15 protein-coding genes are annotated in these 14,848 nt (G+C 67.3%); 10 read left to right on the forward strand and 5 right to left on the reverse strand.

The genetic code is table 11. From position 1 onward, the window contains the following. Positions 1–28 precede the first annotated feature (28 nt). From AC07RV_RS45010 to AC07RV_RS45030, 5 genes are all read left to right on the forward strand, one after another. Complete coding sequence (locus AC07RV_RS45010; protein WP_093348298.1) at positions 29–892, forward strand: creatininase family protein; 864 nt, start codon at positions 29–31, stop codon at positions 890–892. A gap of 65 nt (positions 893–957) precedes the next feature. Then, positions 958–1,938 (forward strand): ABC transporter substrate-binding protein, encoded by a 981-nt coding sequence (locus AC07RV_RS45015; RefSeq protein ID WP_296775169.1) that lies wholly within the window; start codon positions 958–960, stop codon positions 1,936–1,938. 13 nt (positions 1,939–1,951) lie between these two features. After that, positions 1,952–2,782 carry an ABC transporter ATP-binding protein gene (locus tag AC07RV_RS45020; RefSeq protein ID WP_093348304.1) on the forward strand — a complete coding sequence of 277 codons (831 nt, stop codon included), beginning with the start codon at positions 1,952–1,954 and terminating at the stop codon, positions 2,780–2,782. Next, positions 2,779–3,582: an ABC transporter permease gene (locus AC07RV_RS45025; RefSeq protein WP_093348306.1), complete on the forward strand. Its 804-nt coding sequence runs from the start codon at positions 2,779–2,781 to the stop codon at positions 3,580–3,582. The genes AC07RV_RS45020 and AC07RV_RS45025 overlap by 4 nt, the downstream gene beginning before the upstream one ends. A gap of 7 nt (positions 3,583–3,589) precedes the next feature. After that, positions 3,590–4,969, forward strand: coding sequence for an FAD-binding oxidoreductase (locus tag AC07RV_RS45030; protein ID WP_296775163.1), 1,380 nt, complete (start codon positions 3,590–3,592; stop codon positions 4,967–4,969). Between the two features lies 1 nt (position 4,970). On the opposite strand, the gene lnt is transcribed toward AC07RV_RS45030, so the two are convergent. The 4 genes from lnt to AC07RV_RS45050 form a co-directional block, all read right to left on the reverse strand. Then, entirely contained in the window at positions 4,971–6,494 is a 1,524-nt protein-coding gene (lnt, locus tag AC07RV_RS45035; protein ID WP_296775160.1) for an apolipoprotein N-acyltransferase, read from the reverse strand. After that, a complete protein-coding gene (locus AC07RV_RS45040; RefSeq protein ID WP_057596996.1) occupies positions 6,494–7,372 on the reverse strand; it encodes a CorC family transporter in 879 nt (292 codons plus the stop codon). Before AC07RV_RS45040 ends, lnt begins: the two co-directional genes overlap by 1 nt. Before the next feature lie 120 nt (positions 7,373–7,492). Further along, entirely contained in the window at positions 7,493–8,221 is a 729-nt protein-coding gene (locus tag AC07RV_RS45045) for a GNAT family N-acetyltransferase (protein ID WP_296775157.1), read from the reverse strand. Between the two features lie 109 nt (positions 8,222–8,330). Next, positions 8,331–8,804: an Lrp/AsnC family transcriptional regulator gene (locus tag AC07RV_RS45050; RefSeq protein ID WP_057596999.1), complete on the reverse strand. Its 474-nt coding sequence runs from the start codon at positions 8,802–8,804 to the stop codon at positions 8,331–8,333. 149 nt (positions 8,805–8,953) lie between these two features. Here AC07RV_RS45050 and hppD point away from each other — a divergent pair, with 149 nt between their 5' ends. From hppD to AC07RV_RS45075, 5 genes are all read left to right on the forward strand, one after another. Then, complete coding sequence (gene hppD, locus AC07RV_RS45055) at positions 8,954–10,081, forward strand: 4-hydroxyphenylpyruvate dioxygenase (RefSeq protein ID WP_093348317.1); 1,128 nt, start codon at positions 8,954–8,956, stop codon at positions 10,079–10,081. Positions 10,082–10,110: 29 nt separating this feature from the next. Next, complete coding sequence (locus AC07RV_RS45060; RefSeq protein WP_296775153.1) at positions 10,111–10,917, forward strand: transporter substrate-binding domain-containing protein; 807 nt, start codon at positions 10,111–10,113, stop codon at positions 10,915–10,917. A 15-nt stretch (positions 10,918–10,932) separates the two neighbouring features. Continuing rightward, positions 10,933–11,805, forward strand: coding sequence for a phenylalanine 4-monooxygenase (gene phhA, locus AC07RV_RS45065; RefSeq protein WP_093348323.1), 873 nt, complete (start codon positions 10,933–10,935; stop codon positions 11,803–11,805). A 158-nt stretch (positions 11,806–11,963) separates the two neighbouring features. Next, on the forward strand, positions 11,964–13,661 hold the full coding sequence (locus AC07RV_RS45070) for an AMP-binding protein (protein WP_296775148.1): 1,698 nt from the start codon (positions 11,964–11,966) through the stop codon (positions 13,659–13,661). Then, positions 13,662–14,591: an MBL fold metallo-hydrolase gene (locus AC07RV_RS45075; RefSeq protein ID WP_296775144.1), complete on the forward strand. Its 930-nt coding sequence runs from the start codon at positions 13,662–13,664 to the stop codon at positions 14,589–14,591. A gap of 39 nt (positions 14,592–14,630) precedes the next feature. Here AC07RV_RS45075 and AC07RV_RS45080 read toward each other — a convergent pair. Further along, positions 14,631–14,848, reverse strand: a 218-nt coding sequence (locus AC07RV_RS45080) for a hypothetical protein (RefSeq protein WP_492716531.1), incomplete at its 5' end; no start/stop codon positions are given.

Genomic DNA, 14,848 nt, shown 5'->3' on the forward strand with positions numbered 1-14,848 from the left:
GAACAGAACCACTCCAAGGACCGTCCCCATGCTCCACGGCTACATCCCTCCCCACCGCTTCCTGCCCTACCTGAGCTGGACCGAGATCGCCGCGCTGCCCGACCGCGAGAACACGGTCATCGTGCTGCCCTGCGGCGCGATCGAGCAGCACGGCCCGCACCTGCCGTGCTCGGTCGACAGCGTGATCAGCTCGGGCGTGATGGGCAAGGCGCTCGAGAAGCTGCCGGCCGAGGTGCGCGCCTTCGCGCTGCCGACCATCACCTACGGCAAGTCGGAAGAGCACCTGCACTTCCCCGGCACGATGACGCTGACCGGCACCACGCTGCTGTCGACCGTGACCGAGATCGGCGAGTCGGTCTACCGCGCGGGCTTTCGCAAGCTGCTGTTCGCCAACGGCCACGGCGGCCAGCCGCAGGTGCTCGAGATGGCGGCGCGCGAGCTGCGGCTGCGCCATGGCGACTTCGTGGTGGTGCCGCACGGCGTGTCGCGGCTGCCGAGCGCGGCCAGCAAGCAGGTGAGCGAGCAGGAGAAGAAGCTCGCGATGCATGCCGGCCATTCCGAGACCGCGCTGATGCTCGCGCTCGCGCCCGAGACGGTGCACATGGAGCGCGCGGTGGCCAACTTCCCGCCGCCGTTCCCGATCAAGCTGCTGTCGGCCGACGGCCGCCCGGCCTGCGCCTGGACCGCGCGCGACTTCGGCCCCAGCGGCGTGATCGGCGACCCGACCACCGCCACGCGCGAGCAGGGCGAGGCGATCCTCGACACGCTGTCCGACAGCTGGGTGCAGGCGCTGACCGAGCTGCATGCGCTGCGCTGGGTGGTGCGCGAGGAAGCCACCTGGGAGCGCGGCCACCAGCAGGGCTTCGTGCAGCAGTCCTTCGCGCCGGCCTGAGCCTGCTTCTTGCATCGGCCCGTCTTTCCCCTTTTTCTTCACCCACGCCCTAGAGAGGTCCCCCCATGCGCTCCTTCGCACTGTCCCTGGCCGGCGCCGCCGCCATCGCCTTCCTCGCCGCGCCCGCGCAGGCCGAGGACAAGTTCACCTACATGACCAACTGGTACGCGCAGGCCGAGCACGGCGGCTTCTACCAGGCCGTGGCGCAGGGCATCTACAAGAAGTACGGCCTCGACGTGACCATCAAGATGGGCGGCCCGCAGGTCAACATCACGCAGATGATGGCGGCCGGCCAGGCCGACTGCATCATGGGCTCGAGCGACATCCAGATGATGCAGGTGCGCGAGGGCGGCGTGCCGGTGGTCAACGTGGCGGCCTTCTTCCAGAAGGACCCGCAGGTGCTGATCGCGCACGACGACGTGAAGAGCTTCGAGGACCTCAAGGGCAAGACGCTGCTGATCGGCGCGCAGGCCAACCGCGGCTACTGGCCCTGGCTCAAGGCCAAGTTCGGCCTCAAGGACGAGCAGACCCGGCCCTACACCTTCAACATCCAGCCCTTCGTAGCCGACAAGAACACGGCCCAGCAGGGCTACCTGACCTCCGAGCCCTACGCGATCCAGAAGGCCGGCGTGAAGAGCACGGTGCTGATGTTCAGCGACCACGGCTTCCCGGCCTATGCCACCACCGTCTCGTGCATGGAGAAGACGGTGAAGGAGCGTAGCAAGCAGGTCGCGGCCTTCGTCAAGGCCTCGGCCGAAGGCTGGAAGAGCTACCTCGCCGATCCCGCGCCCGCCAACGCGCTGATCAAGAAGGACAACCCCAACATGACCGACGACCAGCTCGCCTACAGCGTGGCCAAGCTCAAGGAGATGGGAATGATCACGGGCGGCGACGCGGCCAAGCTCGGCATCGGCGTGATGACCGACACGCGCGCCAAGGCCAGCTACGACTTCCTCGTGAGCGCCAAGCTGCTCGACCCGGCCAAGGTCGAGCTCGCGAAGACCTACACGACCGAGTTCGTGAAGGACGCGAAGGTATTGCCCTGATCGTCGCCACGCCATGAACCGCATCGACCCCCACACCCTCGCGCCGCCGACGGTGCCTGCCGTGCCCGCGGTGGAAGTGCTCTCGGCCGAGAAGACCTATCCCAACGGCACGCAGGCGCTCCTGCCGGTCGACCTGTCGATCGCCGAGGGCGAGTTCGTCACGCTGCTCGGTCCCTCGGGCTGCGGCAAGAGCACGCTGCTCAAGATGGTGGCGGGCATGCTCGAGCCCAGCGACGGCCGGCTGCTGGTGTGGCGCAAGCCGGTGGCGCAGCTGCATGACTGCCCGCACAAGCTGTCCTTCGTGTTCCAGTCGCCCACGCTGATGCCCTGGGCCAGCGTGCAGACCAACGTGCGGCTGCCGCTCGATCTCGCGGGCGTGCCGCGCAAGGAGGCCGATGCGCGCGTGATGGAGTCGCTGGCGCTGGTGGGCCTCGAGAAGTTCGCCAGCGCGCTGCCGCGCGCGCTCTCGGGCGGCATGCAGATGCGGGTGTCGATCGCGCGCGGGCTGGTCACGCAGCCCGACCTGCTGCTGATGGACGAGCCCTTCGGCGCGCTCGACGAGATCACGCGCCACAAGCTCGACGCCGACCTGCTCGAGCTCTGGCGCAAGAAGAAGCTCACGGTGATCTTCGTGACGCACTCGATCCACGAGGCGGTGTTCCTCTCGAGCCGCGTGGTGATGATGGCCGCGCGGCCGGGCCGCGTGGTCGAGCAGTTCCAGATCGACGAGCCCTATCCGCGCAGCGCCGACTTCATGGTCACGCCCGAGTTCGCGCGCCATGCCAAGCGGCTGCAGGACAGCCTGCTGCGCGCCAGCCATGCCGACGAGGAGCACGCGCGATGAGCCGCACGCCTCTCCTGAGCCAGCCGCGCGTGCAGCGCGTGCTCTATCCGATGGCGATCGGCCTGCTGCTGATCGCGCTGTGGCAATGGATGGTGGTGGCGATGGAGCTGCCGCCCTACCTCGTGCCCTCGCCCTGGCTGATGCTGCAGACGCTGGTGACCGACTGGGCCCCGCTGGGCAACGCGTTGCTGGTCACGCTCAAGATCACGGTGCTGTCCTTCGTGCTCGCCACGGTGGCGGGCGTGCTGATCTCGTTCCTGTTCGTGCAGAGCAAGCGCATCGAGACCGCGCTCTTTCCGTACGCGGTGCTGCTGCAGGTCACGCCGATCGTGGCGGTGGCGCCGCTGATCATCATCTGGGTCAAGAACCCGACGGCCGCGATGACCGTGTGCGCGGCGCTGGTGGCGCTGTTCCCGATCATCAGCAACACCACGCTGGGCCTGCGCAGCATCGACCCCGACCTGCAAAGCTACTTCAAGCTCAACCGCGCCACGCGCTGGCAGCAACTGGTGCGGCTGCGCATCCCGAGCGCGTTGCCCTACTTCTTCGGCGGCCTGCGCATCTCGAGCGGCCTCGCGCTGATCGGCGCGGTGGTGGCGGAGTTCGTGGCCGGCACCGGCGGCTCGGGCGCGGGACTGGCCTACCAGATCCTGCAGGCGGGCTTCCAGCTGAACATCCCGCGGATGTTCGCCGCGCTGCTGCTGATTTCCCTCACCGGCGTCGCGCTCTTCGTGCTGATGGCCTGGCTCACCAAGGTGGCGCTGGGCTCGTGGCATGCGAGCGAACTTTCCCAGGACTGATCCCAACATGAACGCACAAGAATCTTCCATCGGGCCGCTGCTGCTCGAACTCCCCGACCTCGACTGGATCACCGACGAGGGCCGCGTCGTGCGGCTGTCGCAGGACTTCTCCTGGTTCAGCCCGGTGCTCAAGCGCCAGCTCGAGGGCAAGCATGCCGACGTGGTGGTGCGCCCGCGCAGCGAGGACGAGATCCGCGCGGTGGTCGGCGCCTGCGCACGCCACGGCGTGCCGATCACCGTGCGCGGCAGCGGCACCGGCAACTACGGCCAGACCACGCCGCTGGCCGGCGGCGTGGTGCTCGACATGACCGGCTACAACGCCTGCCTCTGGGTGCAGCCCGGCGTGGCGCGCGCGCAGGCCGGCATCCGCCTGGGCGAGCTCGAGAAGCAGACCAGGGCCAGCGGCCAGGAGATGCGCTGCGTGCCCTCGACCTACCGCAGCGCCACGCTCGGCGGCCTGTTCGGCGGCGGCTTCGGCGGCGTGGGCTCGATCAACTACGGGCCGCTGGGCGCGCCCGGCAACGTGCTCGGCATCCGCGCGATGACCATCGAGGCCGAACCCCAGGTGGTGGAACTGCGCGGCGCCGAGGCGATGCGCATGCACCACCTGTGGGGCACCAATGGGCTGGTGCTCGAGCTCGAGGTCGCGCTGGCGCCCGCGCATCCGTGGCTCGAGACGCTCGTGACCTTCTCCGATTTCGAGGGTGCGCTGAACTTCGCCGATAAGCTCGCGAACGCGCCGGGCATCGTGAAGCGCGAGGTGTCGTTCTATGCGGCGCCGATCTCCGACCACCTGGCGCAGCTCGCGGCGCACCTGCCCAAGGGCTGCCACACGGTGCTGTCGCTGGTGGCCGAGGCCAGCGAGCCGGCGCTGCTGCAGCTGGTCGAGAGCTTCGGCGGCGCCGTGAGCTACCGCAAGACCGCGGCCGAGGTGCAGAAGAGCAACCGCACGCTGATGGAGTTCACCTGGAACCACACGACGCTGCACGCGCTCAAGGTCGACCCGACCCTGACCTACCTGCAGAGCGGCTTCGTGCCGGGGCGCCACGTGGCGCAGGTCATCGAGATGGAGAAGCTGCTCGGCGGCGAGGTGATGATGCACCTGGAGTTCATCCGCAACGTGGCGGGCCTGATGACCTGCAGCGGTCTGCAACTGGTGCGCTTCAGCACCGAGGAACGGCTGCAGGAGATCATGCAGATCCACCGCGAGCACGAGGTGCACATCAACAACCCGCACGTGAACATCGTCGAGGACGGCAAGGCCGGCGGCCCGCTGCCGCCCGAGGTGATCGCGGTGAAGCGGCGCTTCGATCCGCTGGGCCTGCTGAACCCCGGCAAGCTGCGCGACTGGCCGGTGAAGCCGCGCGCGGCCGCGGTGGCGGCCTGAGTCAGGCCGCGCGGCGGCGCCGCACGAAGGCGACCGCGACGATCGCGCAGGCCAGGCCCCACAGCGGCCACAGCCCGAGGTGCGCAACCCAGCGCGCATAGGGCGTGAGGCCGGTGCGGCCCTCGACCGGGGCCTCGAGCACGCCGCGCGTGAGCCGCGGCAGCGCATGGGTCACGCGGCCCTCGGCGTCGATGACCACGGTGGCGCCGGTGTTGGTGGCGCGCACCATCGGCCGCGCGAACTCGAGCGCGCGCATGCGCGAGATCGCGAGATGCTGGTCGATGGCGATCGAGTCGCCGAACCAGGCGATGTTGCTGACGTTGAGCAGGATGGTCGGTGCCGTCGCCGCGTCGCGGAAGTTGGCGCCGATCTCGTCGCCGAACAAGTCCTCGTAGCAGATGTTCGGCGCGATGCGCTGGCCCTGCCAGGCGAGCGCGGGCTGCGCGAGGCCGCCGCTGCGGAAGTCGCCGAGCGGGATGCTCATCATGTCGATGAACCAGCGGAAGCCGAAGGGAATGAACTCGCCGAAGGGCACGAGGTGGTGCTTGCTGTAGGCGTAGGCCGAGGCGGCTCCGGGCCGGAAGCCGAGCACGGTGTTGGTGTAGCCCTGGCGGTCGCCCAGCGGCAGGCCGACCACGGCCGCCTGGCTGCCGCTCGCATAGCGTGTCTGGATCGCCTCGAGGTAGCCCGCGGGCAGCTGCTGCGGCAGCAGCGGGATCGCGGTCTCGGGCGTGACCACCAGCGAGGCCCTGGCATCGCGCAGCTGTTCGCCGTACCAGCGCAGCGCGTTCTCGATGCCGCCATTGGGAACGAACTTCTCGTCCTGCGCGATGTTGCCCTGCAGCAGCGCGACCTGCAGCGTGCCCGCGGCTTCGCCGCGCGAGGGCTGGGCCACGAGCGGAAAGCCGAACACGACCGCGACCAGCAACGCCGCGCCCGCGAGTTCGGCGCGGGCCGCGGGCCGTGCCAGCGCGACCAGTGCAGCGGCCAGGGCCGCCACGGCGCCGATGCCGTAGACGCCGATCCACGGCGCCCAGCCCGAGAGCGGGCCTTCGACATGCGCATAGCCGCCCGCGCCCCAGGGAAAACCGGTGAACCAGCTGCCGCGCACCAGCTCGGCCAGCGTCCACAGCGCGGCGAACACCAGTGCGCCTGTGACCGTGCCGCGCGGACCGCGCCGCACGAACCAGGCACCGGCCAAGGCGTAGTACAGGCCGAGCGCGGCGGCTAGTGCGAGCACCGCGATCGCGGCCAGCGGCGCGGCGAGGCCGCCATAGGTGTGCATCGAGATGAAGAGCCACCAGAAGGTGCCGCAGAGCCAGGCGGTGGAGAACAGCCAGGCATGCAGTCCGGCGCGGCGCCAGCCCGCGTGCTGCTCGCGCAGGCGGCGCAGCCCGAAGGCGAGGACGGCGAGCGACACCAGCTGCAGCAGCCACATCGGCCGGCCCGAGCCGGGCAAGGCGATCGAGGCGGCCTGCCCCAGTCCGGCCAGCAGGAAGGCCAGGGCCAGCAGTGCGGCGCGCATCAGTCGGCCGCGTCGCCGCCGCGGGCCGGCGACACCTTGAACCAGCGCACCGCGCCGCCCTTGGTGTGCAGCACCACGAAGTCGAAGCCGCCGATCGCATGGTGCTCGCCGCGCTTGGGCACGTGGCCCATCTCGTGCGCGATCAGGCCGCCGATGGTGTCGAAGTCCTCGCTGAGCTGTTCCTCGTCGAACACGATGCCGAAGGCCTCGGCCACGCGCTCGATCGGCGTGTCGCCCGAGACGCGGTAGGTGTGGTCGGCCAGGCCGAAGATGTCGCCCTCGTCCTCGGCGATGTCGAACTCGTCCTCGATCTCGCCGACGATCTGCTCGAGCACGTCCTCGATGGTGATCAGGCCGGCCACGCGGCCGAACTCGTCGATGACGATCGCCAGGTGGTTGCGGTTGCCGCGGAATTCGCGCAGCAGATCGTTGAGGCCCTTGCTCTCGGGCACGAAGGTGGCGGGCCGCAGCAGCGCGCGGATGTTCAGGCCCGGCGCGCGCTGCAGCTTGAGCAGGTCCTTCGCGAGCAGGATGCCGATGATGTTTTCCTTCTCGCCCTCGTACACCGGGAAGCGCGAGTGCGCGGTGTCGATGACCAGGTGCAGCAGCGCGTCGTAGGGGGCGTCGATGTTCACCAGGTCCATGCGCGGCGCCGCGACCATCACGTCGCCGGCCGTCATGTCGGCCATGCGCAGCACGCCTTCGAGCATCACGCGCGATTCGGCGCCGATCACCTGGTTGTCTTCGGCATCCGCCAGGGTTTCGATCAGCTCGTCGCGCGAGTCCGGACCGGGATGGATGAATTCGGCGAGCTTCTGGAGAAAGCCGCGCTTGTCTTCCCGTTCGACGGGTGCGCGTTCAGGGTGAGGTTCGGCCACTGCGGGAGGGCGTAGTTGGGGGGAGTGCAAGGATACCGGATTGCATGTGACAGGCTCTACCGGGTCCGCCTGGGGGTATGCAAGGAGCGTTCCCGGGCAGGGCCGGGCCGCCCGAGGGCCTTATTGCGCGGACTTGCCGCGCGCGCTGCGCACGCCGCTGCGGACTTCCTGCAGGCTGGCCAGGAAGGCCCAGAACTGCTTGGCGCGCGACTTGAGGTGGAAGTCGACAGCCGCGTAGTGCTCGAGCGCGATCTCGCTCATGCGGCTGTCGAAGGTGGCGCTCGGCAGCTGCAGGTGGGCTTCCGATTCGGAACCGCTGCGCACCACGGTGGCGCCGGCATTGCGCGCGATCTTGAGCATCGCGGCGTTCTCGCTGAGCGCATGGATGAACAGCATGCCCACGCCTTCGTTGCGCGCCACGACCACGGCGCGCTCGAACAGCCGGGCGCCATAGCCGCGTCCGCGGGCATGGGCCGAGACGGAAACGCCGAATTCGGCGCAGTCGCTGTGCTGGTCGTCGGGCGCGAAGGCCAGGTGGGCCATCGCGATCAGCTCGAGCTTGCGGTTGTAGATGCCGAACAGCTCGTCGCGGTCGAAGTCGAGGCCGTCGACATAGCGCTGCACCTGCTCGTCGCCCGCGGCATAGCCGAAGCGCAGGTAGCGGTCGTGGGCGCTGAGCGCCAGCAGGTGGCGCGCGATGCGCTCGCGCTCGCGCGGGCCGATCGAGCGGATCGGCACCATGACGGGCTGCGGCGCGGCAACGGCGCGTGGTTGGGCCTCAACCATCGGCGCCTTCAGAAAAGAGCCGAGGCCGAGGGATGCCCTGAGGAGGTCCTTGGCGGTAAGCATGGCTTGAATGTAAGGGTTTTCCCTTAACCCACAAGCCCGGCGGGACACTTTCGTGACTCATTTGTGAATCAATACCCGAAAGCGTGTGCCCGGAGCAACTTTTTCGTGCCTAGACCGGCACGGCTGTGGTGGCTTTGACACGGTCCAGCACGAAACTGGTCTTGCAGTCCTGCACGCTCGGGTGCTTGAGCAGGGTGTCCATGATGAAGCGGCTGTAGTGGGCCATGTCGGCCACGACCACGCGCAGCAGGTAATCCATCTCGCCCGTGAGGGCGGCGCACTCGACGACTTCGGGCCAGGTCTGCACACTGGCGCGGAACAGGTCCATGGGGTTGCGCTTGTGGCTCTCGGTGTGCTTTTCGAGCCGCACGTTGAGGTAGGCCGTGAGGCCCAGCCCGACGGCCTCGGGCTTGACCAGCGCCACGTAGCGGTCGATCACGCGCTGCTCCTCGAGCCGCTTGACCCGGCGCAGCACGGCGCTGGGCGAGAGGCTGACCTGCTCGGCGATCTGGTCGTAGGTGGCGCGGCCATCTGCTTGCAGCGTGCGCAGAATCAGCCGATCTATCTTGTCGAGTGCTTCCATGAGGAGATTTTTGCACTTTTCCTGCAATCGATCCAAGAAACACGCCCACAAACGCTGAAATCATGAGCGGCAGTCGACCTACATTGCTGCACTGGCCGAGCCGCCATCCTTTTACTTTCCCCTCGATCCCCACTTCTTCGGAGACTGCCATGAGCCACGCCGACGCGCCCGCCTTCACGCCCTGGGACAACCCCATGGGCACCGACGGCTTTGAATTCATCGAATACGCGGCACCCGATCCGGTCGCCATGGGCAAGGTCTTCGAGCGCATGGGCTTCACGGCCATCGCCAAGCATCGCCACAAGAACGTGCTGCTGTACCGCCAGGGCGAGATCAACTTCATCCTGAACGCCGAGCCCGATTCCTTCGCGCAGCGCTTCGCGCGCGAGCACGGCCCGAGCGTGTGCGCCATCGCCTTCCGCGTGCAGGACGCCAAGGCCGCCTACGAGCGCGCCACCTCGCTGGGCGCCTGGGGCTTCGCCGACAAGGCCGGCCCGGGCGAGCTGAACATCCCCGCCATCAAGGGCATCGGCGACAGCCTGATCTACCTGGTCGACCGCTGGCCCGGCAAGAACGGCGCGAAGCCCGGCGACATCGGCAACATCGGCTTCTACGACGTGGACTTCGAACCGCTGCCGGGCGTGGCCTCGCAGGACGCCCTGACCACCAAGGGCAACGGCCTGACCTACATCGACCACCTGACGCACAACGTCTACCGCGGCCGCATGAACACCTGGGCCGGCTTCTATGAGAAGCTGTTCAACTTCCGCGAGATCAAGTACTTCGACATCGAAGGCCAGGTCACCGGCGTGAAGAGCAAGGCCATGACCAGCCCCTGCGGCAAGATCCGCATCCCGATCAACGAAGAGGGCAAGGAACAGGCCGGCCAGATCCAGGAGTACCTGGACATGTACAAGGGCGAAGGCATCCAGCACATCGCGATGGGCTCGGACGACCTCTACGAGACGGTCGACGCGCTGCGCGCCAAGGGCGTGACCCTGCTGGACACCATCGACACCTACTACGAGCTGGTCGACAAGCGCATTCCGGGCCACGGCGAGAGCGTGGAAGAACTGCAGAAGCGCAAGATCCTGATCGACGGCAAGAAGGACGCGCTGCTGCTGCAGATCTTCAGCGAGAACCAACTCGGCCCGATCTTCTTCGAGTTCATCCAGCGCAAGGGCGACGACGGCTTCGGCAACGGCAACTTCAAGGCGCTGTTCGAGAGCATCGAGCTCGACCAGATGCGCCGCGGCGTGCTGAGCGCCGCAAAATAAGCGCTCCTTCCACCCTCCAGGAGCTCCGCATGCGCAACATCCTCTCGATCGGCCTGACCACCCTCGCTGCGGCGGTCGTTCTTTCGGGATGCGCGGCGGGGCCGGGAGGCGCACCGGCCGGCGGCGCCGCGGGCTCGCACCTCGACAGCGTACAGAAGGCGGCCGTGCTGCGCATCTGCACGCCGGGCGACTACCGGCCGTTCAGCTTCCAGAAGGCCGATGCCTCGTTCGAAGGCATCGACGTCGACCTGATGGCCGGCTTCAGCGCCAGCCTGAGCGCCAAGCCCGAGTGGATCAAGACCACCTGGGCCAACCTGCTGCCCGACCTCGCGGCCGGCAAGTGCGACATCGCCGTGGGCGGCGTATCGGTGACCACCGACCGCCAGAAGCGGGCCTTCTTCAGCGCGCCCTACATGGTCAACGGCAAGACGCCGATCGCGCGCTGCGCCGACGTGGCCAAGTACCAGAGCGTGGCCGACATCGACAAGCCCGCCACGCGCGTCATCTTCAATCCGGGCGGCAGCAACGAACGCTTCGCCCGCACCAACTTCAAGCAGGCCCGGCTCACGCTGCACGGCGAGAATGTGACGATCTTCGACGAGATCCTCGCCAACCGCGCCGACGTGTTCGTGACCGAGTCGGCCGAGGCGATCGTGCAGCAGAAGCTCAAGCCGGGCCTGTGCGCGATCAATCCCGACAAGCCGCTGCAATACGGCGAAATGGCCTGGATGCTGCCGCGCGACGACGTGGCCTTCAAGGCCTATGTCGACCAATGGCTTCACCTTCAGCAGGCCGGCGGCGACTTCCAGCGCGTCATGGACCGCTGGCTCAAGTAATCAACCGAAGCACCCATGGACACCCCTGCCACCGTCGTCACGCCCGCCGTCTACGGCGCCTCCGATCGCCCGCCGCGCGGCGACTACTCGCGCGGCGGCACGGTGCAGGCCGACTACACCTGCGCGCAGGACTGGGCCAGCTACACGGCGGCCGACCACGACACCTACAAGCGGCTCTACGAGCGCCAGGCCGCGCAGCTGCCGGGGCTGGCCTGCGATGCCTTCATCAAGGCGCTGCCGCTGCTGGGCGTGAAGGACCGCATCCCGCGCTTCGAGGAGCTCAACGAACGGCTGCACAAGGCCACCGGCTGGGAGATCGTGGCGGTGCCGGGGCTGATTCCCGAGCTGCCCTTCTTCACGCTGCTCGCGAACCGCAAGTTTCCCGTCACCGACTGGATCCGCAAGCCCGAGGAGTTCAACTACATCGTCGAGCCCGACGTGTTCCACGACCTGTTCGGGCACGTGCCGATGCTGTTCGACCCGACCTTCGCGGACTACGTGCAGCGCTACGGCGCGGGCGGCATCAAGGCCCACGAACTCGATGCCGGCGAGAAGCTGGCGCGGCTGTACTGGTACACGGTGGAGTTCGGGCTGATCCGCCAGCCCGATGGACTGCGTGCCTATGGCGCCGGCATCCTGAGCTCGGTCGGCGAACTGCAGCACGCGGTGCGCTCGAACGAGCCGCTGCGGCTGCCGCTCGATCTGCTGCGCACCATGCGCACGCTCTACAAGATCGACACCTACCAGGCCAACTACTTCGTCATCGATAGCTTCGCGCAGCTGTTCGACCTGACCGAGCCCGACTTCGCGCCGCTGTACCGGGCGCTGGAGACGGCGACCGACATTCCGGCCGGCGTGCTGCAGCCCGGCGAGTCCGGCAAGGCCTGAGCTTCCTTTCGGTAGCTGCGCCCAAGCGCGCGGCTCCCGTCAGCTCCATGCATCGATCGGCAGCTATCGCGCAGGCGACAGCCGATGCATTTACCTAGGACAAGCCCGCTGGTCGCTTGTCCTGTGCGGCTCCCACAATCCGCGCCAAAGGAGCTTGCATGCAGACATCCGCGCGACAGCACTATCCGGCCGGCGTACCGCACGAGATCGATCCCGAGCAGTACCGATCGCTTTCCCACATGTTCGACGAGGCTTTCGGCCGCTATGCCGACCGCCCGTTCTCGGTGTGCATGGAGCGCTGGATGTCGTACGGCGAGCTCGATGCGCAATCGAAGGCACTCGGCGCCTGGCTGCAGTCGCGCGGTCTCGAGCCCGGCGCGCGGGTGGCGATCATGCTGCCGAACATCCCGCAGTTCGCGGTCACCATGTGTGCCGTGCTGCGCGCCGGCTACACCTGCGTGAACGTCAATCCGCTGTACACCGCGCGCGAGCTCGAGCATCAGCTCAAGGACTCGGGCGCGACGGCCATCGTGATCCTCGAGAACTTCGCCTCCACGCTCGAGCAGGTGATCGAGAAGACGCCCGTGAAGCACGTGGTCATCACGGCGATGGGCGACCTGCTCGGCGGCCTCTACGGCAGCTGGATCACGCTTGCGGTGCGGCACCTGAAGAAGATGGTGCCGCCCTTCAAGCTGCCGCTGAGCGATGGCCGCACGGTCACGCCGTTCTCGCAGGCGCTCGGCGAAGGGCGCGGCCGCACGCTGGCGGCCGACAAGAGCACGCTCGATTCGATCGCCTTCCTGCAGTACACGGGCGGCACGACCGGACTGTCGAAAGGCGCGGTGCTCACGCATCGCAACATCGTGGCCGCCACCTTGCAGGCCGAGGCCTGGTTCACGCCGGCGCTCGCGCGCGCGGGCGACCTCGCGAAGGTCAACAGCATCGCGGCGCTGCCGCTGTATCACATCTTCGCGCTCACGCTGTGCCTGCTCGTGATCCGCCAGGGCTCGCACATGACGCTGGTGCCGAACCCGCGCGACTTCGACAAATTCATCGCGGTGTTGAAAAAGCGACCGTTCCACATGCTGCCGGCGGTGAACACGCTGTTCAACGCGCTGTTGATGCATCCCGAGTTCAAGACCATCGACTTCTCGACGCTGTTCGTCTCGCAGGCGGGCGGCATGGCCGCTTCGGAGGGCACGGCGAAGCGCTGGTTCGAAGCCACCGGCTGCCCCATGATCGAAGGCTGGGGCATGAGCGAGACCTGCGCGATCGGCACCAACAATCCGGTATCGAACACCAAGTTCACCGGCACCATCGGCCTGCCGTTGCCGAGCATCGAGATCGCGATCAAGGACGATGAGGGCAATTCGATGCCGATCGGCGAATCGGGCGAGCTCTGCATCAAGGGCCCGAACGTGATGAAGGGCTACTACAACCAGCCGGCCGAGACGGCGGCGGCCTTCACCGCCGACGGCTTCATGCGCACCGGCGACGTCGCCGTGATGCAGGAGGACGGCTACAGCCGCATCGTCGACCGCAAGAAGGACATGATCCTGGTCAGCGGCTTCAACGTGTTCCCGAACGAGCTCGAGAACGTGATCTCGCTGTGCCCCGGCGTGGTGGAATGCGCGGCCATCGGCGTGCCCGACGAGAAGCAGGGCGAGGCGATCAAGGTGTTCGTGGTGCGCCGCGACCCGAGCCTGACCGAGGAGGCTGTGCTGCAATACTGCAATGGACAACTCACCGGCTACAAGCGCCCACGGCACATCGAATTCCGCGATGCGCTGCCCAAGACCAACGTCGGCAAGATCCTGCGCCGCGAACTTCGCACCACCGCCTCCGCGGGCCATTGAATGAGCGCGGCGGCGGTCGCCGGGTTGCCGGCGAATGTCGTCGTGCTCGAGCGTGGGTGGCTGTCGTCCAACAACATCCTCGCGATCGGGGCCGATGAGACGGCGCTGATCGATACCGGCTATGTGGCGCACGCCGAGCAGACGGTGGCGCTGGTCGAGTCGGCATTGGACGGGCGGCCGTTGGACCGGGTGCTCAACACGCATCTGCACAGCGACCACTGCGGCGGTAATGCGGCGCTGCAGGCGCGCTATCCGGCCCTTCGCATCGAGATCCCGCCGGGCGAGGCGGCGCTGGTGGAGCGCTGGGATGAAGAAGCGCTGAGCTTCAGGGCGACGGGGCAGAGCTGCCCGCGGTTTCGCGTCTCTGGGTTACTGCAGCCCGGGACCGAACGCGATGTCGGTGGACTGTGCTGGCAGATCCATGCGGCGCCAGGTCACGATCCGCATTCGGTCATTCTTTTCGAGCCTGTGTCGCGGACCCTGGCGTCCGCGGATGCGCTGTGGGAGAACGGGTTCGGTATCGCGTTTCCGGAGCTGAAGGGCGAACCGTCGTTCGGAGAGATGGCGGTCACTCTGGATTTGATCGAACGCCTGGCGCCATCGATCGTGATTCCGGGGCACGGGTCGACCTTCACGGACGTGGAAGCCGCGCTGAAGGTGGCGCGGCGGCGGCTCGAGGGGCTGCAACGGGATCCCACCAAGCATGCGCGGCATGCGATCAAGGTGCTGATCAAGTTCAAGCTGCTGGAAAAACAGCGAATGTCGCGTGGCGACTGGATGGCCTGGGTGCGCGAGACGCCTTATCTGGCCATGGTGTGCGCTCGGTTCTTCGAGGGCGTGGCGCTGGATGCCTTGGCGCAGGAGATCCTGGCTGAACTCGTCGCTGCGCGGGCTGCTGAAATCACGGAAGACGAGGTTCGGAACCTCTGAATTCTTGAAATGGTCGGGACTGTCTAGGATGTCCCGATTTCATTCAAATAAAGCGCTGCCTATTATCTGAATTGCCAATAAAAAAGCGCCCTGTCGTGGACGGGGCGCTTTTTGTTTCTGCTTTTGCTCGTGCCAATAAAAAAGCCCCAACCGATTGGTTGGGGCTTTTTTGGCTGTAATAGCCTGACGATGACCTACTTTCACACGGGAACCCGCACTATCATCGGCGCTGAGTCGTTTCACTGTCCTGTTCGGGA

The organism is Variovorax sp. GW821-FHT09B01 (assembly GCF_059418345.1).